Genomic DNA, 26,429 nt, shown 5'->3' with positions numbered 1-26,429 from the left:
TTCTCGCCTCAGCATCGACTTTCCACACGGTGATGACAGCAAATTTGTTTTGTTGACATCAACAGTCATGTTTATTAATCACTGCATTACTGGAATAATCGAGTCAAGTTTAAATCTCGCTTTTTCCGCGCAAGCCCGGAAGAAATCCTCTTCCCAGCCAGCACGCGCCTTCTCCCGAGGGGGAAGTCATAAACAATTGAATTTTTTAATTTCTTCGTCACCCATCGGGTCGGCGAAGCGCGTCTGGGTCATGAAGGAAACATTGGAAATGCGGGCGACTGGTGGGGTTCACAAACGGTCAATTCTGGCGAGCACGGGGCTTGCTGTCATTCTTGTGGCGATGACGTCACAAGCCTTTGCGCAGGAACAGAAAGCTTCTGAAGAAGAAGCTGGCGTCGCGTTGAAGACGATCACCATTCGCAGAGCGAACGACGCACAGGCGCCGACTTCCGTTGCGGCACCGGTTGGCAGGGTTGACCGCGAAGAGATCAATCGTTTCGGCGGCGCGAAGCTCGACGACGTGTTGCGCGGCACCGCTGGCGTGTTTACCTTGCAGAATGCTTCCAATCCCGGCGTTGCGGTCAATATTCGTGGTTTTGAAGGCTCCGGCCGCGTCAACATGATGATCGACGGCGTACCGCAGAGCTACCGCAACACCGCGCACGATGCGCAGGGCTATGCCTACATCGACCCGAACCTGTTATCTGAAATCGACGTGGCGCGCGGCGCTGTGACGACCGAAGGCGGCACTGGCCTTGCAGGCAGCGTCAATTTCCGCACCCTCGGCGTCGATGATGTCATTCTGGATGGCAAGGACAAGGGTGTTCTCGGCCGCGCTTCCTGGGGTAGCAATGGAACCGGCTTCTCCGAAATGCTGGCCGGTGCCGCCCGCGTCAATTCCATCGGGATTGTTGCGGCCATCAGCCGTCACGATTCCAACGATTACAAGAACGGCGACGGCGTGACCGTCGAGAAAACCGGCGAAGAACTGACTTCCGGCCTGTTCAAAGCTGAGTTCGGCCTTGGCGAAGACCAGAAGCTGACGCTTGGTGGCGTGCTCTACAACAACCACTACGGAACATATGCGAACGGCTACCGTCCGGGAACCTATACGATCTACGATATGTTCCTGCAGAACCGCACGTTCTTCGCACAATATAACTACAATCCGTCCGACAACGATCTCATCGGCCTCGACGTCAACCTCTACCACAACAGCACATTGCAGAACTGGGAAGACGGCAATGGCAGCTTCGTAGGACGGCAGGTTTCGACCGAAACCACCGGCATGACGGCCTCGAACACGTCGCGCTTCACCTTCGGCGAAGTGGCGGTCGCGTGGAAGAACGGCTTTGAAATCAACCGCGACACCGCTGGCGGCACCAAAACGGGCGTCAACCCGACAGATGCCACATCCAATCGCGGCGCGGTCTTCTCGGAAGCGACATGGAATTATCAGGCCCTGCAGGTCGTCACCGGCCTCCGCTATGACTATTTCAAACTCGAGAGCGACGACAGCTCGATTTCGAACAGCGACAGCGAGTTCAGCCCCAAAGTCACCGTTGCCTATAACCTGACCGACTGGCTTCAGCCCTACATTACCTATGCGCATTCCATGCGTTCGCCGAGCCTGCAGGAAACATTCCTCGGTGGTGTGGCGCATACCGGAACCGGCATGATGCACGGCAATCCCAACCTTCGTCCTGAAAAGCAGCGCGGCTGGGAATTCGGCGTCAATATCGCTCGCGATGGCATCCTGACTGCTGAAGACGGCCTGCGTCTTAAGGCTAATTACTATACGATGCGCGTTGAGGATTACATCACGGCTGCATCCGACTACAGCCAGTTCATCAATGTCGACGGCACTTCGACAGTGAAGGGCTTCGAACTCGACGCGCGTTATGATGCGGGCTTCGCGTTCGGTGGCATTGCTTATACGCATTCCACCTCTGAACTGCCTGAGCAGACAGCTGGCATGGGCGCAAACCAGTATTTGCCGGAAGATGTCGTAACGGTTACCGCCGGTGCGCGTTTCTTCGAGCGCAAGCTCGAAAGCGGTCTGCGCGTTCAGCACGTTTCGAGCGGCAAAAGCATCAGCGGAAACGATACCGATCCCTACACGCTGGTCGACGTCTTCGCGAAATACAAGTTCACCGACACGGTCGATCTTTCGCTTCAGGTGCTGAACATCGCCGACAAGGAATATACCCCTGCCCTCAGCACCTATGGTTCTGGTCGCGGACGTACATTCCTCGTCTCGACACAGTTCCAGTTCTAAAACTTTGGGAGGCGTTCTCGCCTCCCGTTCATGATCGTCACATCTTCGAAGACCGACCAACCTGACCGCGGCGGCCTTCTGATCCCGAGATGTGACGCGGCGGGTGCGGCCCCTACCGCTGCACTCGCCAAAAGTTATATAAAGTAGCCAATCCCAAACCTGATGGAAAAGGATCAGCAATGTTCATAGCCATGAATCGCTTCAAGGTTCGCGTCGGCAGCGAAGCCGACTTCGAGACCGTATGGAAAAACCGCGACTCGAAACTGTCCGAACTTCCCGGTTTCGAGAGTTTTCACCTTCTCCGCGGTGCGACCAATGAAGAGGAAGGCTACACGCTTTATGCTTCGCACACGGTCTGGCGCAACCGCGATGATTTCGTCGCCTGGACGAAGTCCGAACAGTTTCGCGATGCGCATCGCAATGCCGGAGACAACAAGCCGCTCTATCTGGGACCTCCGCAGTTTGAAGGCTTCAGCGCCGTTCTCGGCTCCTGACGTACGGTAGAAACGCCTATCCACAAGGTGCGGCGAAATAGCGCATAATGTCATAGCGGCATCATTCGGAGGCCGCTATGACGATAGTAAAGCACCAATTATCTTTTAAAGATGGGTAGTTAACTCATATTTAGAATGATTCTAACTTATTGATTTTTAGAACATTTCAAAAACATAAAAATTGACAGAACGGAGCCCTACCGGCCATAACCTGACTTAATTTGGTGGGTTTTATAAACGCCACTTAAGTAATGCCTTTAATGTTCGGGCCTTTAACCCTTGCAGTTGGAGGAACCATTGACCGGTTCAGTTCGGCCTTGCGCCACGAGTGAAATAAAGCTGCCAGTTTTTCAGGTCAGCAACCCAGTTGAAGTAAAGAGTGAGCCGGTAAAGTCTCTCCAGTCGACGCTTTTTGCGTCTGATTTCTGCTTTGCGGGTATGGGAGATACTTCCTCATGCTAGTCTGCAGCTGTAACGTTATTACCGATAAAGACATTGAAGCCGTTGTTATTGAGCTTCTCGATCAGGATTGCTGGCAACTTATCGTTCCTGGCACCGTCTATAATGTCATGTCCAAACGCGGCCGTTGCTGTGGCTGCTTCCCAAACGTCGTGGAAACGATCATAAGGGTGACTGAAGAGTATCATCTTCGTCATAACCAAATGGACGAAAACGTGGTCCAGTTCATGGATCGTGTACGTTCTCTACGCGACAAATTCGGGAGTTCATGGAATGAAAGGCGAACCAAAGGTCATCGAGCGGCTTAACGAGGCATTGTTCCTCGAGCTTGGCGCTGTAAACCAGTACTGGCTTCACTACCGCCTCCTCAACGACTGGGGCTTCACGCGTCTTGCCAAGAAGGAACGTGAAGAATCCATCGAAGAAATGCATCACGCAGACAAGCTGATTGACCGCATTATCTTCCTCGAAGGTCACCCGAACCTGCAGACCGTAGCTCCGCTGCGCATCGGCCAGAACGTCAAGGAAGTTCTCGAAGCCGACCTTGCAGGTGAGTACGACGCACGCGCTTCCTACAAGAAGTCCCGCGAAATCTGCGACGAACTCGGCGACTATGTTTCCAAGCAGCTTTTCGATGAGCTTCTGGCGGATGAGGAAGGTCATATCGACTTCCTCGAAACCCAGCTCGACCTCCTCGCCAAGATCGGCGAAGAGCGTTATGGCCAGCTCAATGCGGCTCCAGCCGATCAGGCTGAGTAAGCCAAATCCGCTTTGCGAATGGAAGCCGGGGCTTTGCGCTCCGGCTTTTTTTATCATCTCAACTTTACCGTTGCCCCTTTATCGTGATATTGCGCGCGCAATTTCCGATATTTTGCAAGGTTCTCCCAATGAGCGCACCGCGCGTCAGTTTCGTTTCTCTTGGCTGCCCGAAGGCGCTTGTCGATTCCGAACGCATCATCACCAGCCTTCGCTCCGAGGGCTATGAAATCTCCCGCAAGCATGACGGTGCCGATCTGGTGATCGTCAATACCTGCGGCTTTCTTGATTCCGCCCGCGATGAATCGCTGGATGCCATCGGCCTTGCTCTCAACGAGAACGGCAAAGTCATCGTAACCGGCTGCCTTGGCGCAGAACCCGATGTCATCCGTGAGCGTCATCCGAACGTACTGGCCATCACCGGCCCGCAGGCTTATGAAAGCGTAATGAGCGCGGTGCATGAAGCCGTCCCTCCCGCGCACGATCCATTTGTGGACCTGGTGCCGCCGCAGGGCGTGAAGCTGACCCCGCGCCACTACGCCTACCTCAAAATCTCCGAAGGCTGTTCGAACCGCTGCTCCTTCTGCATCATTCCGGCGCTGCGCGGCGATCTCGTCTCGCGCCCGATTGATCAGGTGCTGCGCGAGGCCGAGAAGCTGGTGACTGCTGGCGTGAAGGAAATCCTCGTCATCTCGCAGGATACGAGCGCCTATGGCCTCGACATCAAGTATCAGGAAGCCATGTGGCAGGACCGCACGGTTCGCACCAAGTTCCTCGACCTCTCGCGTGAACTGGGCGATATGGGCGTGTGGGTGCGTATGCACTACGTATACCCTTACCCGCATGTCGATGAAGTCATTCCGCTGATGGCTGAAGGCAAGATTCTGCCTTATCTGGATATTCCTTTCCAGCACGCCTCCCCGGCGGTTCTGAAGAATATGCGCCGTCCGGCACATCAGGAAAAGACCTCGCGCCGCATTCAGGCCTGGCGTGAGACCTGCCCGGACCTGGCCGTGCGTTCCACCTTTATCGTCGGCTATCCCGGCGAAACGGAAGAAGATTTCGAAATACTTCTCGACTGGCTCGATGAAGCCAAGATCGAACGCGCCGGCTGCTTCAAATATGAACCGGTCAAGGGTGCAAAGGCCAATGATCTTGGTCTCGAGCAGGTGCCGGAAGAAATCAAGGAAGCCCGCTGGCATCGTTTCATGGCCAAGCAGCAGCAGATTTCGACCAATCTCCTCAAGAAGAAAGTTGGTAAGCGCCTGCCGGTCATCATTGATGAAGCAAACGGCACAATCGGCAAAGGCCGTACGCGCTACGACGCTCCGGAAATCGACGGCAGCGTTCACATCCAGTCGCGCCGCCCGCTACGCGTCGGCGACATCGTAACGGTGAAGATCGAGGCGAGCGACGCTTACGATCTGCATGGTATCGCGGTCTGATGGCGGCGGAAGCTGCCATAGCGATCAGAAAAGCCGCCGCGGCTGACGTGGCGGCAATTATCGCCATGCTCGCCGATGATGCGCTCGGCGCACAGCGCGAAGATGCGAGCCTCCCCTTGCGGGATTCCTATCGCAGCGCCTTTGCGGCAATCGATGCCGATCCCAATCAGCTCCTGGCTGTCGTTGAACATGATGGCGAGATCATTGGTTGCATGCAAATCAGCTTTATACCCGGCCTGTCGCGGATGGGCATGTGGCGCGGACAGATCGAAAGCGTGCGGATTGCGAGCCATATTCGTGGCGGCGGAGTAGGCCGTCAGATGATCGTTTGGGCAATCGAGCAATGCCGTGAACGCGGCTGCGGCCTTGTGCAACTGACGACCGATAAGTCGCGTTCCGACGCGCTGCGTTTTTATCAGTCGCTCGGCTTCACCGATAGTCATGAAGGACTTAAGCTATCGCTTTAACAAATAGCTTCAATATTTTGTAAGAAAATGAAAAGGGCGCTTTGAGCGCCCTTCTTTGTTTCTGTATGGAACCGCTTACTGCGGCAGCTTGTCGTCCACGCCAGCGACGTAGAAATTGAGGCCAAGCAAGGTCTTGTCGTCAGCCTGCTCGCCTTCTTTCAGCCAGACGGAACCGTCCTGCTTCGTGATCGGACCGGTGAAAGGCTTCAGTTCGCCCGACTTGATCTTGGCTTCGGTTTCTTCGGCCAATTTCTTCACATCGTCCGGCATGTTGGTATAAGGCGCCATCTTCACGAGGCCTTCCTTCATGCCCCACCAGATGTTTTGGCTCTTCCATGAACCGTCGAGAGCAGCCTTGGCGCGATCAATGTAGTAAGGGCCCCACTCGTCCACGACAGCGGTAAGCTGCGTGTCAGGCGCAAACTTGATCATGTCCGAAGCCTGACCGAAAGCCTTGATGCCGCGATCATGCGCCACCTGAATGGCAGCGGTGGAATCGGTGTGCTGGGTGATGATGTCTACACCCTGGTCGATCAGTGCCTTGGCTGCATCAGCTTCCTTGCCCGGATCGAACCACGAATTGACCCAGATCACCTTGACCTTGAAGTCGGGATTAACCGACTGCGCGCCGAGCATGAACGCATTGATGCCTTGCACGACTTCCGGCACCGGTACGGAGGCGATGTAACCGGCAACACCCTTGGTCGACATCTTGGCGGCGATCACGCCCTGCACATAACGGCCTTCATAGAAGCGCGCATTATAGGCAGACATGTTGTCGGCAGTCTTGTAGCCGGTCGCATGTTCGAACTTCACGTCCGGGAATTTCTTGGCAACCTTGAGGGTCGGATCCATATATCCGAACGACGTCGTGAAGATCAGCTTGTTGCCAGCACGCGCCAGACGTTCGATGGAACGTTCAGCATCGGCACCTTCCGGAACGCTTTCCAGAAAGGTGGTTTCGATCTTGTCGCCGAGTGCCTCGACCAGCTCCTTGCGGGCCTGATCGTGCTGATAGGTCCAGCCAAAATCGCCCGGAGGTCCGATATAAATGAAACCGATCTTCAGTTTTTCTTCTGCATGCGCCGCGCCGCCGAGCATAAAGCTCGCCGCAGTGGCAATCGCCATAAGCGTCTTTTTCATGTTCCCTGCACTCCTTGTTTTTACCCTCTAACCAAAACGAAAACCCTTGGGACGGTTTACGTCTACCCCTCAGCCGTTCGTTCTACCGGTCTGGCACGAACGGTTTGCCGAGCGAAGCCGGCGTATTCATCATCGTCAGGCGCTTGTTGCGCGATATGATGACCAGCACCACAATCGTCGCGAGATAAGGCAGCGCAGACAGAAACTGCGATGGCAGGCCAAAGCCCAGCGCCTGCGCGTGAAGCTGACCAATGGTCACCGCACCGAACAAGTAAGCGCCGATCAATACGCGCCATGGCCGCCACGATGCGAACACGACAAGCGCAAGTGCGATCCAGCCACGACCAGCCGTCATGTTTTCCACCCATTGCGGCACGTAGACGAGTGACAATTGCGCGCCTGCAAGACCAGCACAAGCACCGCCGAACAAAACCGCCAGAAAGCGCGTGCGCACCACATGCACGCCGAGCGCATGGGCCGAGCCATGGCTGTCACCGATGGCGCGCAATGTAAGCCCTACCCGCGTGCGGAACAGAAACCATGCCACGCCGACGACCAGCAGGATCGAAAGATAGAAGATCGGATCCTGCCCGAAGAAGAACCGCCCGACAAGCGGCAGATCGGTCAGATAGGGAATATGGATGGCTTCAAGCCGGACACCGGGAAGCCCGACAAAGCTTTCACCGAGCAAGGCCGATGCTCCAACGCCAAGGATCGTCAGCGCCAGCCCGGTTGCGACCTGATTGGTGACGAGTATGAGCGTCAGAAAGCCAAAAATAGCGGAGAAAAGCGCACCGACCAGAACGGCGGCAAACAAGCCCAACCAGGCCGAACCGGTCATTTGTGCAATGGCGAAGCCGGACACGGCCCCCATCAGCATCATGCCCTCGACACCAAGATTGAGCACGCCGGAACGTTCAACAACCAGTTCGCCGATGGCAGCGATCAGGAGCGGCGTCGCTGCTGTTGCAATTGTGAGAAGAATAGCCTGCGTCAAATCCATGGGATCAGGCCTTTCCCGCTTGGCGACCGGATATGAAGCGAATGCGATAAAGGATGAGTGTATCGCAAGCGAGAACGAAGAACAGGATCATGCCCTGAAACACGCGCGCAGATTTTTCGGAGATGCCGATAGCAACCTGTGCAGCTTCGCCTCCAAGATAGGAAAGCGCCAACACCAGACCGGCTGCTATTGCTCCCAGCGGATTGAGGCGTCCCAGAAACGCGACGATGATCGCCGTAAAACCGTAGCCCGGAGATATGACCGGACGAAGCTGGCCGATGGCACCGGAGGTTTCCGCGATGCCTGCGAGACCGGCAAGGGCACCGGAAACCGCAAAGACGAAGAACACCATCTTGCCCGCGCTGAAACCCGCGAAACGCCCGGCTCTTGGACTTTGGCCGATCACCTTGACCTCAAAACCCTTCAGCGCGTGCTTGAGCAGGAGCCAGACGACAACCGCTGCAACGAGCGCAAAGATGAAGCCCCAATGCGCGCGGCCCGATGCGCTCCAGATTTCCGGCAGAATGGCGCTATCGTTGAACTGACGGGTTTCCGGGAAATTATATCCTTCCGGGTTGCGCCATGGCCCGCGCACCAGCCAGTCGAGGAACAGCTGCGCGACATAGACAAGCATAAGGCTGGTCAGGATTTCATTGGTATTGAAGCGCACTTTCAGCAAAGCGGGAATGGATGCATAGGCCGCGCCGCCTGCCATCCCCATCAGCATCATCAGGGGCAGAACCACCCAAGACTGCAGATCAGGGAACATGACGGGCAGGATCGATCCCGCTATGGCACCGGCGATGAACTGCCCCTCGGCACCGATGTTCCAGTTGTTGGACAGAAAGCAGACGCAGAGGCCGACTGCGATCAGGATCAGCGGCGCAGCCTTCACGAGCAATTCATGCCAAGACCAGATGTCGAACAAAGGCTCGACAAAGAAGACATAAAGCGCATGTAACGGATCCTTGCCCATCAGCGCAAAAGCAAGTCCGCCGAAAATCAGCGTCAACGACAGTGCCAGCAATGGTGACAAGGCGCTGAAAAGTCTCGACGGCTGCGGGCGTTTGACGAGTTCAATCCGCATCATGCAGCTCCCGCCTCTCCTGAGATACCGCCCATCAAAAGACCGATCTTTTCCAGCGTTACATCGGCAATCGGCAGAGGATCGGAGAGCTGGCCATGATTCATCACGGCAATGCGGTCACTGATTTCAAGAAGCTCATCAAGGTCCTGACTGATGACGAGAACTGCGGAACCGGAGCGCGCAAGATCGACAAGTGCCTGCCGGATATGTGCTGCGGCACCGGCATCCACGCCCCATGTCGGCTGGTTCACAACCATGACCGATGGTGAGCGATCAAGCTCGCGCCCGATGATGAATTTCTGCAGGTTTCCGCCAGAAAGTGCAGATGCGGGCGGATTTTCAGCACTCTTGCGCACATCCATCCGTTCAATGATGCGTTTGGCAGCCGATCGAAGCGCGCTCTCTGCGATCAGCTTCATCTTGCCACCACGCAGGAACATCTTTGCGTCGGTCTTGTATCGCGACAAGAACAGATTGTCGGTCAGCGTCATGGTCGGAACAGCACCGTGACCAAGCCGCTCCTCCGGAACGAAGGCTGCCCCCATCATGCGGCGGTCGCTGATGCCGGCCTTGCCTGCATCCTTCCCGCGAATGCGCACATTCGATGGATTTGACTGCAGCACTTCGCCCGAAACAGCTTCGAAGAATTCACCTTGCCCGTTGCCTGCAACACCGGCAATGCCAACGACTTCGCCTGCGGCGACCGAGAGAGAAATATCTTTCAATGCCGTCGAAAATGGCCCACGCGGCGGTTGCGACAGTGACTTGATTTCAAAAAGCGCGTCCTTACCGACATCTACCGCCGCCGCGATGGGACTGCGTGCCACGACATTGATATCATTACCGACCATCATACGGGCGAGCGACGCGGCGGTTTCCTTGCGCGGATCGCAATGCGCAACGACCTTGCCATGCCGCAACACGGTCGCGCGATCACAAAGCCGCTTCACTTCCTCAAGACGGTGGCTGATGTAGAGGATCGACTTGCCTTCGGCTTTCAGGCGCTCCAGCGTTTCAAACAACTTGTCGGCTTCTTGCGGCGTCAGCACCGAAGTCGGTTCATCGAGGATGATAAGATCCGGCTCCTGAAGAAGACAGCGCACGATCTCGATACGCTGACGTTCGCCGACGGACAGATCACCAACATGGGCCTGCGGGTCGACCGGAAGACCGTACGTCTTGCCAACCTCACGCGCACGCTTCGCAACGTCTGAAAGCGGCAGCGAACGGTCGAGCGACAAGGCAATGTTCTCAGCGGCAGTAAGCGAGTCGAACAGCGAAAAATGCTGAAAAACCATGCCTATACCAAGTTTTCTTGCGGTGGCCGGTTCGTCTATCGTGACAGGTTGCCCCTTCCAGACGATTTCGCCTTCAAGTGGCTGCAACGCGCCGAACAACATTTTCACAAAGGTGGATTTTCCGGCACCGTTTTCACCCAGAAGCGCGTGAATTTCGCCTTCCCCGATGGTGAGATCGACACCATCGCAGGCCCGCAGCTGACCAAATACTTTCGTGAGCCGGCGGACATCCAGAAGAGGCCGGTCGGTTAAAGGCGCTGTCATTGTTCCCCAAAATTATATTTTTGAGCGACCTTATCCAGCAACTCTGCTCTTGAAAAGCCCAAAAGCAAGCAGCGGTGGACATATACACACTGCTGCAATCATCAGCCCGATCATGGAAGCAGAATGGTGGTTCCCGTCGTCTTGCGGGCTTCCAGATCCTCATGCGCCTTGCCCGCATCCTTGAGCGCATAGGTCTGGTTGATCTCGATCTTGACGGCTCTGCTTCCGACCACGTCGAAAAGCTCTGCTGCCGTCTTTTCGAGGTCCGCCCGCTTGGCGATATAATTGAACAGCGTAGGACGCGTGGCAAAGAGCGAACCCTTCTGCGCCAGAATGCCGAGATCAAACGGCGGAATGACACCCGATGACTGGCCAAAGCAGGCAAACATGCCAAGCGGCTTCAACACGTCGAGCGAGCCCATATAGGTATCGCGCCCAACAGAATCATAGACAACGTCGACACCCGCTCCGCCCGTCAGTTCCTTCACCTTTTCGGCAAAGTTCTCGGTGCGGTAATTGATGACATGGTCGTAGCCATGCTTTCTGGCCAGCGCGATCTTTTCTTCCGATCCCGCCGTACCGATGACGGTGGCGCCAAGATGCTTCGCCCATTGTCCGGCAATCAAGCCTACACCGCCAGCAGCGGCATGAAACAGGATCGTCTGCCCCGGCTCCACCTTGAATGTACGCCGCAGAAGATATTGCGCCGTCATGCCTTTCAGCATCATGGAGGCGGCGGTTTTCAGATCGACATTATCCGGAACCTTGACCAGCCGGTCCGCTGGCAGAATGCGCTCGTCTGCATAGGAGCCCGGTGTCGCCACATAGGCAACACGGTCACCGACACGAACACCCTTAACACCCGGACCGACAGCAATGACTGTGCCCGCGCCTTCATTGCCGGGCGTGAAAGGCATCTGGGCTGCCTTGTAAAGCCCGGTGCGGAAATAAACGTCGATGAAGTTCAGACCGACGGCTTCATGGCGCACTTTTGCCTCGCCCGGACCGGGTTCGCCTATCTCGATCTGTTCATACTTCATGACTTCCGGCCCACCGGTCTGATGGACGCGAATGGCATTGATCATCATGCTTCTCCACTCTTCTTTGCGGCAGCGGCTTTCTCAGCCGCGATGACGGTCGCAGTCCGTCCCAATCCTGGGAAAAACTGCATGACAGCGCCGATGAAGTAGATGTAGAGGCCCGTCACGGAAATACCGACGCGAACCCACAGCGGCGCGTCCAGAGTATAATAGAGCGCAGCCGCGCCAAAGGCACACCAGAGCAGGAAAACCGTCAGATTAAGCGGTCGCAGGCGCACAACGCGCACTGGATGCAGGAAATTGATCGGCAGGAACGACAGGATTGCCGATACGACAACGGTTGCGAAAGCGACCCACTCGCCCGGTTTGACGATGAAAAGCGTAAAGACCACCATGTTCCAGACGACCGGGAACCCCTTGAAGAAGTTCTCCTTCGTCTTCATGCCGGTATCGGCATAATAGATCGCGCTCGAAACCACGATGATCGCGCCGGATATGAAGGACAGATAAGTCCCCATAAACCCGCTTTGATAAAGCGCGAAAGCCGGTATCAGAACATAGGTGACATAGTCGATGATGTTGTCGAGAAGCTCGCCAGACCAGTTCGGCAGAACATATTTGACTTCAAGCTTGCGCGCGATGGGGCCATCGATGCCGTCGACGAAAAGCGCCAGCCCCAGCCACCACCACATCGCCGTATAGCGCCCATCACTGGCCGCCACGATGGAAAGGAACGCCAGAAACGAACCCGATGCCGTCAGAAGATGAACCGAAAACGCCTTGGCTTGCGGCGCGGTGACTTTTTTGGCTTTGAGTTTTCCGGTCAGTTTGGTTTTCACGCCGTCCGCCATTTCAGTTTGTCGCCGCGCATATCCCGCCCAAGACATTCCCCGCATCGGCTCAAAAATCGGAATCGCTTTTTGAAAAGCACGATGCGTAGATTCAACAAGTTAGAGCGTCCTTTGTGCGTCCGCAAGGACGCACGGCGCTCTAAGGCAGCGAGTAAATTTCATCAAACGGGGAACGCGTACACCAAACAAACTGACGTCCCCAACCCTCAAGATCGTTGAATAGCTTCTCCCCCAGGAAAAGCCATGATCCTGCAAGCAGCTTTCCCTGAATAAGCACAAAAGAGCAAGTAAGGCGTGAGGCAAATCCGCCATAATCCCACGGAAGAATGGTCTTTTGCCTGCAATTCGGTTTAAGTGCAGCTCAAACGCATCCGTCTGGAATCATCAGACAATGCGATATGCATAGCGAACGGTCACGAGGTCTGCACTGTCGGACCAGGGATGAAACACGATGAACGATCTTGTTGTGAACAAGCCTCTCACTGACATTGTCATCAGCGGCAGCGGGCCTGCCGGGATGATGGCAGCGCTGGCGCTTGGCGCAAAAGGCTATCGCACCGTGTTGCTTGGACCGGAGACCGATAAGGGTGACCGCCGCACCACCGCACTCATGATGCCCGCCATCAGACTACTGGAGGGACTGGGCGTCTGGTCGGATATCGAGCCGGAAGCAGCCCCCCTCGCTTCCATGCGCATTGTCGACGCAACGCGGCGCCTCGTGAGAAGCCCTGTCGTCACCTTCCGTGCGGGCGAAATCGATGAGACTGCGTTCGGCTACAATATCCCCAATGCCGTTTTGAACGAGAAGCTGGCTGAAGCCGTTTCCCGCAATCCGAATATCCAGCGCATCAATGCCTCCGTCATCGAGTACCGCCACAATGGTGACCACGTAACCATCACGCTTTCGGGTGGCGACACATTGCATACGCGGCTGGTCGTGGCTGCCGACGGGCGCAATTCGATGGCCCGCGAAGCGGCAGGCATCCGCACACGCCGCTGGAGCTATCCGCAAACAGCCGTCGTGCTTTCCTTCTCGCATAGCGTCGACCACGAGAATATTTCGTCGGAGTTCCACACCGAAGAAGGCCCTTTCACTCAAGTGCCGTTGAAAGGCAAACGCTCAAGCCTCGTCTGGGTGGTCAATCCCGGTCGCGCCGAAGCACTGCTTGCGCTTGACGAAGCCACGCTCGCTCAGCGCATCGAAGACATGATGCAGTCCATGCTGGGCAAGATTAACCTCGAGATCAAGCCGCAAGCCTGGCCCCTTTCCGGCCTCGTGCCCCATGTCTTTGCAGCCAAGCGCACGATCCTGATTGGTGAAGCCGCGCATGTGTTTCCACCGATTGGCGCACAAGGCCTCAATCTGGGTTCCCGCGATGTCGAAACGCTGGTCAAGGCTATCGAAAGCGATCCTGTCGACCCGGGCTCAGATCGGGTCATTCGCGCCTATGACCGCGCAAGACGTCCGGATATTCTAGCCCGCACCGGCTCTGTCGATGCGCTCAATCGTTCGCTTCTCTCCGGCATGCTTCCGGCGCAGATCGCGCGTGGAGTGGGATTGGAAATGCTTCGCTCATTCGCACCGCTACGCGCATTCTTCATGCGTGAGGGGCTTCGTCCTGGCAGCGGTTTCTCGCATCTGCTACCGAAACTGCCAAGCCTTCCACACCGAAGCGACGGCAAACGTTCCAGCTAACTTGATTTTCGGACCATCCGAGACATCGAACAGACAGAATTGCCGGTTGCCGCCGACTTTAATTTGTCACGCGGTGAACTACATAGTGTTGCATGGGTATGACACAGATAAAGCACGCGAAATTTCAGATCGGTCAGGTCGTCAAGCACCGGCTATTCCCCTTCCGCGGGGTTATCTTTGACGTAGACCCCGAATTTGCAAATACGGAGGAATGGTATGAGTCCATTCCGGAAGAAGCGCGCCCGCATCGCGACCAGCCGTTTTACCATCTGCTCGCGGAAAACGCGGAATCCGAATATGTCGCCTATGTATCGGAGCAGAACCTGGTGCCGGATTTAAGCGGCGAGCCTTTGCGCCATCCTCAGATCGAGGAGATGTTTGATCGACAGGACAATGGTTCCTATCGCGTAAAGTCGCAACATTCTAACTAATATAGCACTATCTTCTAAAGTGATGGTTCAAAAAAGGGGCGCTCAAAGCGCCCCTTTTTCATAACACACTGGACAGACAGCAATTTAGTTCGCTGCGCCTTTTGCCTTGTCCTGTTCAGCCTTCATCTTGGCTTCGAAATCCTTCTGGCGCTTCTGGACGGCGTCCTGAAGTTCCTTCTGGCGTTCTTCCAGTTCCGACTGCTTGAGAGCCGGGCCGGTCAGAGCGCCAGAGAAGCCGGTGAGTGCAACCGGAATCGGGTTCGGCTTGTTCTGATAGTTGACCGAAGTCAGGGTTAGCTTGCCGCCCTTCTTGAGCGCATTAATGAGATCGTCGGTCAGCGGAGCTTCTGCGATGCAGCGATCCGGGAAGCAGATGCCGTATTCAAGCTTGACCGGCTTGTTGTTGTCGATCTGGAGGCCGACGCCGGCAGGAATCAGACGACCAATAGGAACGGTCACCTGAAAGATCTTGCGGTTGATCTTGCCTTTGATCTCGATGAGGTTGACGGCAGTCAGGAGCTGGCCAGAATCCGCGGTGACGATGTTCTGCGTGTTGCAGATGTCATTGTCTTCCTGCTTCGAGCAAACCTTGAACCAGCCCTGTGGCGGCTGCTGTGCCGATGCAGGCATCGTCGCGGAGGCAAGCAGGGCGAACGCGCCAGCAATGGCAGATGCGGCAGCGATTGTCTTAGTGCTGGACATGATCAACAGGTTCCTTTCAACGCTCTGATCTATAGTTCCCGTTCTGTATTATAAGTCAGCGATAGACCGTCACTGGTTTTAAAATGCGGCAACAGCGTGACCTTGGGGATTTTAGCCCCCATCCGGACCCTTGCGGGCCCCAATCCGGAGCCGTGTTACAACGACTAGGGGTATGAATCCAGATGAGTTTCGACATTCCATGCCCGGAATCCGCCAAAATCTTTATTTTAGCCCCTACTGTCGCGTGACGGACACGCCCTAATTCCGCACTTAATGTACGATCATGCTAGTTTTCGGTTCCGAATCGACGCCTCCCGGCGCCGACCATCAAACTTATTTACAATGGACGATTGAAGTTGAACGGATTGATTGCCTTTCTCCGCAAAGTGGTTCTTGCGAGCCTTACCGGAGCTGTCGTCGGCGTGCTGCCGGCGCAGGCGATAGCCGAAGCACAGCCGGACTATGCGCTCTCCATGCATGGAGATGTGGCGCTGCCGGCTGACTTCACCCATTTCCCCTATGCAAATGCCGACGCCCCGAAGGGCGGCGCCATCACAATGGGCGTTGTCGGCACTTTCGACAGTCTCAACCCATTTGTTCTGAAAAGCATGCGTACGACAGCGCGCGGCCTGTTCGGGGATGTCGACCTCGGAAATCTGGTTTACGAAACGCTCATGCAGCGCTCGCGGGACGAACCCTTTACCCTTTACGGCCTGCTTGCTGAAAAGGTTGCGGTTGACCCGGACCGCAAATGGGTCGAATTCACCCTGAACCCGAAAGCGAAATGGTCGGACGACCAGCCGGTGACGGTAGATGACGTTCTCTTCACCTACGATATCCTGACGGAAAAGGGACGCCCTCCCTACAACAACCGGATGAGTCGGGTCGAGAAGATCGAAAAGACGGGGGAGCGCTCTGTTCGCTTCACCTTCAACGACAAGTCGGATCGCGAATTTCCGATGCTGATTGCCTCATCGATGCCGGTGCTGCCAAAGCACGCCATTGATCGCGAAACCTTTGGCAATTCATCCCTGAAACCGCCTGTCGGCAGCGGCCCGTATCTCGTTTCCGGCGTGCAGCCCGGCCAGCGTATTATCTACAAGCGCAACCCTGACTATTGGGGCAAGGATCTGCCGTCGCAGCGCGGTCTCAACAACTTCGATACGTTGACGATTGAATATTACCGAAACGAGACGTCCCTGTTTGAGTCTTTCAAGAAGGGGCTGCTGGATGTTTTCATCGAGGCAAACCCGACTCGATGGGAGAAGCTTTATGATTTCCCGGCTGTAAAACAGGGCCGTGTCATCAAGGACAGCTTTGAGAAAGGCACGCCAGCCAACATGTTCGGCTTCGTGTTCAACACGCGCCGTCTGATTTTCGCCGACCGTCGTGTCCGGCAGGCTCTGGGACTGCTCTTCGACTTCGAATGGGCTAACCGCAACCTTTTCGCCGATCAGTACCGCCGCACGCAGAGTTTTTGGGAAGGATCGGAGCTTTCCTCCGTCGGCAAGCCTGCCGATGACCGCGAGAAGCAGTTGCTGAAACCATTCCCCGAAGCCGTTCGCGACGATGTCATGAATGGTACATGGCATCCGCCGGTAACAGACGGTAGCGGTCATGACCGCACGCCTGCAAAGAAAGCCTATGATCTCCTGACTGACGCGGGTTTTCAGTTTGAACACGGCCTCGCCGTTGATCCCTCTGGCAAGCCGCTTAAATTTGAGATCATGACGCGCTCGCCCGACGAGGAAAAAGTCGCGTTGGCTTACAAGCGCAATCTCGCACGACTGGGCATCACAATCGAAATACGCACGGTGGACGATGCCCAGTATCAGCAACGCCTCCAGACATTCGACTACGACATGATTCTCGGGGCGCTGACCGGATCGCTTTCGCCCGGCAACGAACAATGGATGCGCTGGGGCGCAGCCTCACGTGACGTTCAGGGAAGTTTCAACTATCCGGGTGTTGCCGATCCGGCAGTAGATGCGATGATTGAAGCACTGCTGGCTGCAAGAAGCCGCGCCGATTTCGTGAGTGCGGTCCGCGCGCTCGATCGTGTGCTTATCTCCGGGGATTACTACATTCCGCTTTACCACCTGCCCTATCAGTGGGTAGCGCGCTGGGATCGCATCGAGCATCCGAAGAAGACTTCGCTCTATGGCTATCAACTACCGACTTGGTGGCGCTCAAAGCCATGATCGGGCTTTAACGTTGATGTAATTCGCCCTACATGCACCCAATATATGATGAGTATTCAACCGGAGGCCACGCCTCTGGTTCTCGTATGGAGACATTGCCATGGCCACCAGAAAGATAACTATCGATGTCGTGTCCGACGTCGTCTGCCCTTGGTGCTTTCTGGGGCGCAAGCGCCTTGAGGCGGCACTTGCCATGGTGCCGGATGTGGAGGCGGAAGTGCGCTGGCGTCCCTTTCAGCTCGACCCTACCCTGCCTCCGCAGGGAAAGGATCGCCAGACCTACATGCGCGAGAAATTCGGCACCGGCGGAAAGATTGATGACATCCACAAGCAGCTGACCCAGCTTGGTGAGGAAAACGGCATTGTCTTCGATTTCGATGCCATCGCCCGAGCGCCAAATACTCTGGACGCACATCGCGTCATCCATTGGGCAGCACAGGCTGCACCCGATACGCAGGACCGGATGGTCGGCATGTTGTTCTCGCTCTATTTCGAGCAGGGACAGGATATCGGCGACCACGAAGTGCTGGTTGATGCTGCGGCAAGCGTCGGCATGGATGCCGAAGTGGTCGCCCGGCTCCTGCAAAGTGAGGCAGACAAGGCAACGATTCGTGAGGAGATCGATACCGCCAGCCGCATCGGCGTGCGCGGCGTACCATGCTTCATCATCGATCAGAAATATGCCGTCATGGGCGCTCAGACGGCAGATGTCCTTGCTGACGCTATTCGCCAGACGGCTGAAGGCTTTGAGCCGGGGATTTCTGAAGATCGCTAAAAGACGCGAAGCGGCGGGTTAACCCGCCGCGATCTTCGCCAGTTGGGTCATGATGACGGCAGAACCGTTGAGGCGTTTCTCGGGTGTCGGCCAGTCGCGGATGAAAACGATGCTCTGATCCGGCCTGATCTTGGCCATGGACCCTTGCTCGCCGATCATTTTCACCAGACCGACCGGGTTGTTGAACGTCGCATGACGGAACTGGATGACCACGCCCTTCGGACCGGCATCGAGTTTCTCGACATTCGCGCGGCGGCAGAGCGCCTTGATGTAAACGATCTTGAGCAGATGCTGCACTTCATCCGGCATCGGACCAAAACGGTCAATGAGTTCCGCACCGAAAGCATCTATATCCTGCGGCTCTTCCAGATCGGCCAGACGGCGATAAAGGCCAAGACGCAGTTGCAAGTCAGGCACATAGGCTTCGGGGATCATCACAGCCGTGCCGATGGCAATCTGTGGCGACCACTGGCTATCTTCGACTTCGCCCACACCCTTGAGCGTGGCCACCGCCTCTTCCAGCATCTGCTGGTAAAGTTCGAAGCCAACTTCCTTGATATGGCCCGATTGCTCCTCGCCGAGCAGATTGCCTGCCCCGCGAATATCCATATCGTGGCTGGCAAGCTGGAAGCCTGCGCCCAGCGTGTCGAGCGACTGCAGAACCTTAAGGCGACGTTCCGCCATCTGCGTCAGCATCTTACCTGCCGGAAGTGTGAACAGCGCGAAAGCGCGCTGCTTCGAGCGACCAACACGACCGCGCAGCTGGTAGAGCTGTGCCAGACCGAACATATCGGCACGGTGCACGATCATCGTGTTAGCCGTCGGAATATCGAGACCGGATTCCACAATGGTCGTGGACAGAAGCACATCATACTGGCCGTCATAGAAAGCGTTCATGATGTCATCGAGTACGCCCGGCGCCATCTGACCGTGGGCCACGGCCACTTTCAGTTCGGGCACGTGCGTTTTCAGGAACTCCTCTATCTCGCCAAGATCGGAAATGCGCGGGCAGACGTAGAAACTCTGGCCGCCACGATAGCGTTCGCGCAAAAGCGTCTCGCGAATGACGAGCGGATCGAACGGTGAGACGAAGGTGCGCACCGCCATACGATCGACGGGAGGCGTAGTAATGAGCGAGAGTTCTCGCACACCGGTCAGCGCAAGCTGCAAAGTGCGCGGGATCGGCGTGGCGGACAATGTCAGCACATGCACGTCCGACTTCAGTTCCTTCAGCCGCTCCTTGTGCTTGACGCCGAAATGCTGCTCTTCATCGATGATGAGCAGACCGAGATTCTTGAACTTGATCGAGTTGCCGAGCAGCGCATGCGTGCCGACGACAATATCGACAGTTCCTTCTTCCAGCCCTTTCTTGGCAGCAGCAAGCTCCTTCGTGCCGACAAGACGCGAGGCATGGGCAAGATTGATCGGCAGGCCATGGAAGCGCTTCGAGAAGGTCTTGAAATGCTGGCGCGACAGGAGCGTTGTCGGCACGACTATCGCCACTTGAACGCCACTCATCGCCGCAATGAAGGCAGCACGCAGGGCTACTTCCGTCTTGCCGAAGCCGACATCACCACAGATCAGGCGATCCATCGGCTTGCCAGCAGCCAGATCGTCCGCCACGGACTCGATTGCCGTCAGCTGGTCGTCGGTTTCATCATAGGGGAAGCGAGCAGAAAATTCGGCATAGAGACCATCTGGCGGCGTCATCACCGGCGCACCGCGCATCTGCCGTTCGGCAGCGATCTGGATCAGATGCCCGGCAATCTCAAGCAGGCGTTTCTTGAGCTTGGCCTTGCGCATCTGCCACGCGCCACCGCCAAGCTTGTCGAGAACCGCATCGGAGCCCTCCGAACCATAACGCGAGAGCAGTTCGATATTTTCAACCGGCAGAAACAGCCGGTCATCACCCGCATAATGGATTTCAAGACAGTCATGCGGAGCGCCAGCGGCGGTAATGGTCTTGAGGCCAATGAAGCGACCGATACCGTGATCGACATGGACGACGATATCGCCAGCGTTTAGCGAGGCAACTTCCGAGATGAAATCCTGATCGCGCTTGCGGCGCTTGGAACGGCGGATAAGACGGTCGCCCAGAATATCCTGCTCAGCCACGATGACGAGATCGCCCGCGTCGAATCCGCTCTCGACGGCCAGCACCGCCGCCGTCACCTTGTCGCGTGACAGCGCCTTGACGGTAGAAAGCCGGTCAACCGACTCGATCTTTTCCAGCCCATGTTCATCCAGGACCTGCAAAAGACGGTCGAGAGAACCTTCAGTCCAGGCAGCAACCAGCACTTTCTTGCCCGCTGCACGCAGTTCGGCAATATGCTTCACCACCGCTTCGAACAGGTTCACGTCGGTGGCCGCGCGCTCCTCGGCAAAGCTGCGGCCCTTGTGCACATCGGCATGAATAATCGTCCGCCCCGTAACCTCCGGCGCACCGAATGGCGTCAGGTCGATGCGCATACCTCCGGCCTCAGCGTGCTTCTCGACCTCTGACGGGGTTAAATAAAGCGCTTCCGGCTTGACCGGCTTGTAAGGCACGGCATCACTGCCCGGCTCCTTGCCCTCCGCCTGTCTCAGCCGCGCTTCGTAGTGATCGACAACCATTGTGTGGCGCTCGGTCAGCGCTTCATGCACCAGATGATCGAAAACCACCGGCATATTGCCCGCATGGTCGAAGACGGTATCAAGCTTGTCGTAGAAAAGCGGCAGCCAATGTTCCATGCCCGCAAAGCGACGACCTTCACTGATCGCCTGATAAAGCGCGTCATCGCGCTGCGGCGCACCGAACATCGCGACGTAATTCTTGCGGAAACGGCTGATCATGTCCGGCGAAAGCGTGATTTCGCTCATCGGCTGGAGCACGAATTCCTTGCGTGTGCCCGTGGTACGCTGCGAAGCCGGATCGAAAGCGCGGATCGATTCCAGTGTGTCGCCGAAGAAATCAAGCCGCAACGGCTCTTCCGCGCCGGGTGCATAAAGATCGAGAATACCACCACGAACGGCAAACTCGCCGATGTCGCGCACGGTGGAAACACGTTCGAAACCGTTGCGCTCCAGCCGGGATGCCAGATCGTTCATATCCAGCTGGTTGCCGGGACGCGCCGAAATCACCTGTTCGGCTATCGCCGCTTCCGGCGGCAGCTTTTGCAGAACGGCATTGGCTGTGGTGAGAATGATGGCAGGATGCGGTGCCTTTTTAAGCTGGGACAGCGCACTGAGTGCGGCGAGCCGACGTGCCGATGCGTCTGCGCCGGGCGATACGCGGTCATAAGGCAAACAATCCCATGCAGGCAGATGCAGAACCGGCATATCCGGCGCCACGAAACTCAAGACCTGCTCCAGATCGGCAATGCGCTGCCCGTCGCGCACGATATACATAATCGGCCCGCGTTCGCCGATCTCTTCCGCCAGACGAATAAGACAGAACGCCTCGTAACCGTCGGCAACGCCGTCGATCACGATATGACGATTTGCCCCGAGCGCGCTGGAGGACTTGAGACCTAGTTTGCTGAAAACGGGCATGGGAACCTTGAACTCAGAATTCTATGCGGTCGCGAAACGCGACAATATCGCGGAACAGAGGCGTGTCGTAATCGATCGGGATCGGGCTTTCACCCGTCACCCATTTCAGAAGATCGCGGTCAAGCACTTCAAGAATATGCTCGAACTCCTCGAGCTGCGGATCGGTGAAGCCGATAATATATTCATCCGCATATTGCCCGAGGATCAAATCCATCTCGCGCATACCGCGATGCCACGCCCGAAACAGAAGCTTGCGGCGCCGTACATCCAGATTTTCCGTCGCCAATGTGCTGCCAGTCATCCTCGGTAAGCTCCAATCATTCAAATTGCTGCTGGTATATAGCATCTGCGCCGCAAACGGGAACCCGTTTATCCAACAAGAACAAAAAGAGCACAGAAAGATTGCGCACCGCCCTTGCACCGCAGGACGAAGCAGTTAATGCTCAAGCCCATGCGCCCATCCATGCTCGATCCATTTTTTGCTTCCGTTCGTTCGCTTTCCGGCATTGGCCCGAAGGTTGCCGCCCTGCTTGGCAAACTGCTTGGCACCGACATACCGGGCGCGGAGCCCAAGGTCGGTCAGCTCCTGTTTCTGGCACCGCACAGCGTGATCGACCGACGCAATCGGCCTGGTATCGCGCTTGCTCAGGAAGGCGCAATCGTGACGCTGGAAGTCATCGTAGACCAGCATCAGCCTGCACCACCCGGGCGTGGCAATGTTCCGCATCGCGTCTTCGCTCATGACGACACCGGCGAAATCGCGCTGACCTTCTTCCATGCGCAATTGCCTTGGCTGCAAAAAATGCTGCCTGAAGGTGAGACTGTCATCGTCTCGGGCAAGGTGGAATGGTTCAACGGTCGCGCCTCCATGGTCCACCCGGACTATATTGCGAGCCTGGAAGATGCAGCCAATCTGCCGATGGTCGAACCGGTCTATCCGCTGACCGCGGGTCTGTCGCCAAAGACATTGGCGCGCGCCGTCAAGGAAGCACTGACCCGCGTGCCTCCGCTGCCGGAATGGATCGACGGCCCGTTGCTGGCGCGGGAGCGCTTCATCAGTTTCCAGCAATCGCTGAACACGCTTCACCTGCCTGAAGACCCGTCGGATATCGCGCTTGAAAGCATTTCGCGGCGCAGGCTTGCATATGACGAGTTTCTGGCCGGACAATTGGCACTCGCCCTTGTTCGCGCGAAAACACGGCGGCTTTCCGGTCGTCCTCTGGAAGGTACAGGGCGCATCGTCGCCGAAATCATGCGCCACCTGCCCTATCGCTTGACCAAGGGGCAGGATCAGGCTGCTCGCGAAATCATCACAGATCTTAAGTCGCCGGAGCGCATGTTGCGGCTTTTGCAGGGCGATGTCGGCTCCGGCAAGACGGTCGTTGGATTGCTTTCCATGGCCCACGCCGCAGAATCTGGTGGACAGTCAGCACTCATGGCGCCGACGGAAGTTCTCGCCCGTCAGCATTTTGCAACCATCGCGCCGCTTGCGGAGAAAGCGGGACTGAAAGCCGCCCTTCTGACCGGTCGCGAAAAGGGCCGTGACAGGAATGCAGTTCTCGAAGGATTGAAAACTGGTGAAATCGATATCGTCATCGGTACACACGCGCTGTTTCAGGAAAAGGTCGAGTATCACGACCTCGTTCTGGTCATCATCGATGAACAGCATCGTTTTGGCGTGCACCAACGCCTGATGCTGACCGCAAAGGGTTCTGCACCGGATATGCTGGTCATGACGGCTACACCTATTCCGCGCACCCTCGTCCTCACCGCCTTTGGCGATATGGACGTGTCGAAACTGACCGAGAAGCCTGCCGGACGCCAGCCCATTACGACCGCCATCGTGCCAATGGAGCGTATGAGTGAACTTGTCGAGCGCATCCGAAAAGCTGTGGCAGAAGGACAGAAAATCTACTGGATTTGCCCGCTCGTTGAGGAATCCGAAGTCGTTGAACTGACTTCGGCAGAGGAACGTTTCGAGAGCCTCAAACCCGTCTTTGGGGATCGCATCGGTCTCATCCATGGCCGCATGAACGGGGCTGAAAAAGACGAAGCCATGCGGGCATTCAAGCAGAGCGAAACGCGGGTACTGGTCGCGACCACTGTGATCGAAGTCGGCGTAGATGTCCCCGATGCGACGATCATTGTTATCGAACATGCCGAACGTTTCGGCCTGTCGCAACTGCACCAGTTGCGCGGTCGCGTGGGGCGCGGCGACAAACCGTCAACGTGCTTGCTGCTTTACAAAGGCCCGCTGGGCGAAATCGCACAAGCCCGACTGAAGGTCATGCGCGAGACCGAAGACGGTTTTCGTATCGCGGAAGAAGATTTGAAACTGCGTGGCGAAGGCGAATTGCTCGGCACGCGGCAATCCGGCACCCCAGGCTTCCGCTTGGCCTCCATCGAAGCGCATGGTGATCTTCTGGAAATAGCCCGCAAGGATGCGCGCTATATTCTGACAAGCGATCCAGATCTGGAAGCCGAACGCGGACAAGCACTGCGCGTGTTGCTATATCTTTTCGGGCGCGACGAAGCGATCAGGCTCCTGAGAGCAGGATAGCAAAATGGCGGCCATCAGCCGCCATTTCTATTAACTTATCAAGATTTTGCTATAATAAGCTGATTTTACTCGACAGTTACCGACTTTGCGAGATTGCGTGGCTGATCGACATCCGTCCCCATCAGAACGGCTGTATGATAAGCCAGCATCTGGATCGGCAGCGCATAGACGAGCGGCGTGATAAATTCCGGCACATCCGGCAGAATGATGGTTGCCATCGTGTCGATGCTTGCTGCCTCGGCACCCTTCTTGTCGGTGATGAGAATGATGCGACCGCCACGTGCTGCAACTTCCTGCATGTTGGAAACGGTCTTCTCATAGAGCCGATCAGACGGCGCGATGACGATAACCGGCATGGTTTCATCGATCAGCGCAATCGGGCCGTGCTTCAACTCGCCGGCGGCATAGCCTTCAGCGTGGATATAAGAAATTTCCTTGAGCTTCAGCGCGCCTTCCATGGCCAGTGGGAAAGACGTGCCACGACCGAGATAAAGCACATGATTGACCTTGGCCAGTTCATGGCAGACCGCAGCGATCTGGTCTTCAAGCTTCAGAACCTGGTTGATGAAACGCGGCGCCTCGGAAAGCTGGCGTACGAGTTCCTGTTCCCGCTTGTCATCGATTGCGCCACGCGATTTTGCAGCCGCAATTACCAGCGATGCCATGGCCGAAAGCTGGCAGGTAAAGGCCTTGGTAGAAGCAACGCCAATTTCTGGGCCCGCAAGCGTCGGGAAAACAGCATCAGATTCACGCGCAATGGTCGAGCCGGTGACATTCACGACAGCTGCGATCTTCAATCCTTGCGACTTGCAGTAGCGTAGCGACGCCAGCGTATCAGCTGTTTCGCCCGACTGCGACACGAACATCGCCAGCGAATCCTTCGAGAGAGGCATTTCGCGATAGCGGAATTCGGAAGCGATATCGCTGTCGACTGGCAGTCGCGCGATCTGCTCGAACCAGTATTTGCCAACCGAAGCCGCGTAGTAGGCCGTACCGCAGGCAGAAATCGTCAGGCGATCGATCTTGCTGAAATCGATATCAATGGCTTCCTGACGAACCTTGCCCGTCGTGAAGTCGAGATAATTGGCGAGCGTATGGGAAATGACTTCCGGCTGCTCGAACATCTCTTTCTGCATGAAGTGACGATGATTGCCCTTGGAGACGAGCATATTCGCCGTCTGAGTCTTCTGAATCGGACGCTCAACTTCGTTGTTGTTTTCGTCGTAAACGGTCACACCCTTGCGCGTCAGCACGGCCCAGTCGCCATCTTCGAGATAGGCGATGGTATCCGTGAAAGGCGAAAGTGCGATAGCGTCGGAACCGAGGAACATTTCGCCCTCACCGTAACCAACGGCGAGTGGCGGCCCCTGGCGCGCTCCGATCAAGAGTTCTTCGTCACCCTCAAACAGGAAAGCGAGTGCGAAGGCACCATGCAGCATCGGCAGGCTGTCGCGCACAGCTTCAACCGGAGACTTGCCTTTTGCCAGTTCACGGGTGACCAGATGGGCAACAGCTTCGGTATCGGTTTCCGTCTGGAACTTGTAGCCTTCGGCCTCAAGCATGGTGCGAAGCTCGGCGAAGTTCTCGATGATCCCGTTATGGACGACCGCGAGGCGCTCGGTAATGTGCGGATGGGCGTTGCGCTCCACTGGCTTGCCGTGCGTAGCCCAACGGGTATGGCCGATACCAATAACGCCGGGAAGCGGCTCTCCGGCCAGGCGCTTTTCCAAATTCACCAGCTTGCCTTCGGCACGGCGACGGTCGAGCTTGCCGTTCTGTAGTGTGGCAATACCGGCAGAATCATAGCCGCGATATTCAAGCCGCTTCAGTGCATCCACAAGAAGCGGAGCGACTTCGTTATTTCCGATGATGCCGATAATTCCACACATAGGCTGCTCCAAATCCGACGTTCAAGCGTGTTGCTTTGCGGTTTAAAGATTCTAACGCA

The 26,429-nt window shown here is 56.4% G+C and carries 21 protein-coding genes; 11 read left to right on the top strand and 10 right to left on the bottom strand.

Annotated features, from left to right (window positions below):
- The first annotated feature begins 196 nt into the window (after positions 1–196).
- The 6 genes from AC1RHM_RS13400 (at position 197) to AC1RHM_RS13375 (ending at position 5,899) form a co-directional block, all read left to right on the top strand.
- Positions 197–2,278 carry a TonB-dependent receptor domain-containing protein gene (locus AC1RHM_RS13400; protein WP_226622796.1) on the top strand — a complete coding sequence of 694 codons (2,082 nt, stop codon included), beginning with the start codon at positions 197–199 and terminating at the stop codon, positions 2,276–2,278.
- 179 nt (positions 2,279–2,457) lie between these two features.
- Complete coding sequence (gene hmuQ, locus AC1RHM_RS13395) at positions 2,458–2,772, top strand: heme-degrading protein HmuQ (protein ID WP_010658822.1); 315 nt, start codon at positions 2,458–2,460, stop codon at positions 2,770–2,772.
- A gap of 455 nt (positions 2,773–3,227) precedes the next feature.
- On the top strand, positions 3,228–3,539 hold the full coding sequence (locus AC1RHM_RS13390) for a (2Fe-2S)-binding protein (protein WP_012093011.1): 312 nt from the start codon (positions 3,228–3,230) through the stop codon (positions 3,537–3,539).
- Positions 3,505–3,990, top strand: a complete 486-nt coding sequence (gene bfr, locus AC1RHM_RS13385; RefSeq protein ID WP_010658824.1) for a bacterioferritin — start codon at positions 3,505–3,507, stop codon at positions 3,988–3,990. Before AC1RHM_RS13390 ends, bfr begins: the two co-directional genes overlap by 35 nt.
- A 128-nt stretch (positions 3,991–4,118) precedes the next feature.
- Complete coding sequence (gene rimO, locus AC1RHM_RS13380; RefSeq protein WP_010658825.1) at positions 4,119–5,432, top strand: 30S ribosomal protein S12 methylthiotransferase RimO; 1,314 nt, start codon at positions 4,119–4,121, stop codon at positions 5,430–5,432.
- Positions 5,432–5,899 (top strand): GNAT family N-acetyltransferase, encoded by a 468-nt coding sequence (locus tag AC1RHM_RS13375; protein WP_010658826.1) that lies wholly within the window; start codon positions 5,432–5,434, stop codon positions 5,897–5,899. The genes rimO and AC1RHM_RS13375 overlap by 1 nt, the downstream gene beginning before the upstream one ends.
- A gap of 75 nt (positions 5,900–5,974) precedes the next feature.
- Here the strand turns inward: AC1RHM_RS13375 and AC1RHM_RS13370 are convergent, their stop codons facing one another.
- The 6 genes from AC1RHM_RS13370 to pcsA form a co-directional block, all read right to left on the bottom strand.
- Positions 5,975–7,042, bottom strand: coding sequence for a BMP family ABC transporter substrate-binding protein (locus tag AC1RHM_RS13370; protein WP_010658827.1), 1,068 nt, complete (start codon positions 7,040–7,042; stop codon positions 5,975–5,977).
- Between the two features lie 82 nt (positions 7,043–7,124).
- Complete coding sequence (locus tag AC1RHM_RS13365) at positions 7,125–8,045, bottom strand: ABC transporter permease (RefSeq protein ID WP_010658828.1); 921 nt, start codon at positions 8,043–8,045, stop codon at positions 7,125–7,127.
- 4 nt (positions 8,046–8,049) lie between these two features.
- Positions 8,050–9,132, bottom strand: a complete 1,083-nt coding sequence (locus AC1RHM_RS13360; RefSeq protein WP_151576604.1) for an ABC transporter permease — start codon at positions 9,130–9,132, stop codon at positions 8,050–8,052.
- Positions 9,132–10,694, bottom strand: coding sequence for an ABC transporter ATP-binding protein (locus AC1RHM_RS13355; protein WP_010658830.1), 1,563 nt, complete (start codon positions 10,692–10,694; stop codon positions 9,132–9,134). Before AC1RHM_RS13355 ends, AC1RHM_RS13360 begins: the two co-directional genes overlap by 1 nt.
- A 110-nt stretch (positions 10,695–10,804) precedes the next feature.
- Positions 10,805–11,779, bottom strand: a complete 975-nt coding sequence (locus AC1RHM_RS13350; RefSeq protein WP_010658831.1) for a quinone oxidoreductase family protein — start codon at positions 11,777–11,779, stop codon at positions 10,805–10,807.
- A complete protein-coding gene (gene pcsA, locus AC1RHM_RS13345; protein WP_029375958.1) occupies positions 11,779–12,585 on the bottom strand; it encodes a phosphatidylcholine synthase in 807 nt (268 codons plus the stop codon). The genes AC1RHM_RS13350 and pcsA overlap by 1 nt, the downstream gene beginning before the upstream one ends.
- Positions 12,586–13,036: 451 nt before the next feature.
- Here pcsA and AC1RHM_RS13340 point away from each other — a divergent pair, with 451 nt between their 5' ends.
- Together AC1RHM_RS13340 and hspQ are read left to right on the top strand one after the other, a co-directional pair.
- Positions 13,037–14,281, top strand: a complete 1,245-nt coding sequence (locus AC1RHM_RS13340; RefSeq protein ID WP_010658833.1) for a UbiH/UbiF family hydroxylase — start codon at positions 13,037–13,039, stop codon at positions 14,279–14,281.
- A 92-nt stretch (positions 14,282–14,373) separates the two neighbouring features.
- Complete coding sequence (gene hspQ / locus AC1RHM_RS13335) at positions 14,374–14,712, top strand: heat shock protein HspQ (protein ID WP_010658834.1); 339 nt, start codon at positions 14,374–14,376, stop codon at positions 14,710–14,712.
- A gap of 84 nt (positions 14,713–14,796) precedes the next feature.
- On the opposite strand, the gene AC1RHM_RS13330 is transcribed toward hspQ, so the two are convergent.
- Entirely contained in the window at positions 14,797–15,414 is a 618-nt protein-coding gene (locus AC1RHM_RS13330) for an invasion associated locus B family protein (RefSeq protein ID WP_010658835.1), read from the bottom strand.
- A gap of 473 nt (positions 15,415–15,887) precedes the next feature.
- Here AC1RHM_RS13330 and AC1RHM_RS13325 point away from each other — a divergent pair, with 473 nt between their 5' ends.
- Together AC1RHM_RS13325 and AC1RHM_RS13320 are read left to right on the top strand one after the other, a co-directional pair.
- Positions 15,888–17,615: an extracellular solute-binding protein gene (locus tag AC1RHM_RS13325; RefSeq protein WP_226622803.1), complete on the top strand. Its 1,728-nt coding sequence runs from the start codon at positions 15,888–15,890 to the stop codon at positions 17,613–17,615.
- A gap of 100 nt (positions 17,616–17,715) precedes the next feature.
- Entirely contained in the window at positions 17,716–18,390 is a 675-nt protein-coding gene (locus tag AC1RHM_RS13320; protein ID WP_029927370.1) for a DsbA family oxidoreductase, read from the top strand.
- Between the two features lie 18 nt (positions 18,391–18,408).
- Here AC1RHM_RS13320 and mfd read toward each other — a convergent pair whose 3' ends face one another.
- Complete coding sequence (gene mfd, locus AC1RHM_RS13315) at positions 18,409–21,921, bottom strand: transcription-repair coupling factor (protein ID WP_036581048.1); 3,513 nt, start codon at positions 21,919–21,921, stop codon at positions 18,409–18,411.
- A gap of 13 nt (positions 21,922–21,934) precedes the next feature.
- Positions 21,935–22,222: an FAD assembly factor SdhE gene (locus AC1RHM_RS13310; protein WP_010658839.1), complete on the bottom strand. Its 288-nt coding sequence runs from the start codon at positions 22,220–22,222 to the stop codon at positions 21,935–21,937.
- A 138-nt stretch (positions 22,223–22,360) separates the two neighbouring features.
- Here AC1RHM_RS13310 and recG point away from each other — a divergent pair, with 138 nt between their 5' ends.
- Entirely contained in the window at positions 22,361–24,481 is a 2,121-nt protein-coding gene (gene recG / locus AC1RHM_RS13305) for an ATP-dependent DNA helicase RecG (protein WP_029375959.1), read from the top strand.
- Between the two features lie 65 nt (positions 24,482–24,546).
- Here recG and glmS read toward each other — a convergent pair whose 3' ends face one another.
- Positions 24,547–26,370 (bottom strand): glutamine--fructose-6-phosphate transaminase (isomerizing), encoded by a 1,824-nt coding sequence (glmS, locus tag AC1RHM_RS13300; protein ID WP_010658841.1) that lies wholly within the window; start codon positions 26,368–26,370, stop codon positions 24,547–24,549.
- Positions 26,371–26,429 lie beyond the last annotated feature (59 nt).

The sequence above is a fragment of the Brucella sp. GW823-FHT04E01 genome (assembly GCF_058796175.1).
This window is presented reverse-complemented; position numbering and strand designations above follow the sequence as displayed.